The organism is Neisseria sp. P0008.S010 (assembly GCF_051962715.1).
In the GTDB taxonomy this organism is placed as follows: domain Bacteria; phylum Pseudomonadota; class Gammaproteobacteria; order Burkholderiales; family Neisseriaceae; genus Neisseria; species Neisseria elongata.
In genome coordinates this window covers 1-281 of the sequence record NZ_JBQCVA010000257.1, presented here as the reverse complement: position 1 = coordinate 281, position 281 = coordinate 1, and the positions used below count along the sequence as shown (strand labels likewise).

The 281-nt window shown below is 51.2% G+C and carries 1 rRNA gene; it reads right to left on the bottom strand.

Features of this window, described 5'->3' with window-relative positions:
- Positions 1 to 281 (bottom strand): 16S ribosomal RNA (locus ACTHSL_RS13480); the annotation flags it as partial.

The following is a 281-nucleotide window of genomic DNA, read 5'->3' as shown; positions in this document are numbered from 1 at the left end:
TCCAGGGTTAGGCCCTGATCTTTAACAGCAGACTTGACAAGCAACCTACAGACGCTTTATGCCCAGTGATTCCGGATAACGCTTGCATCCTCTGTATTACCGCGGCTGCTGGCACAGAGTTAGCCGATGCTTATTCCTCAAGTACCGTCAGAACTTCTTCCTTGAGAAAAGAGGTTTACAACCCACAGGCTTTCATCCCTCACGCGGTATTGCTCCGTCAGGCTTTCGCCCATTGCGGAAAATTCCCCACTGCTGCCTCCCGTAGGCTGTCTCTTATACAC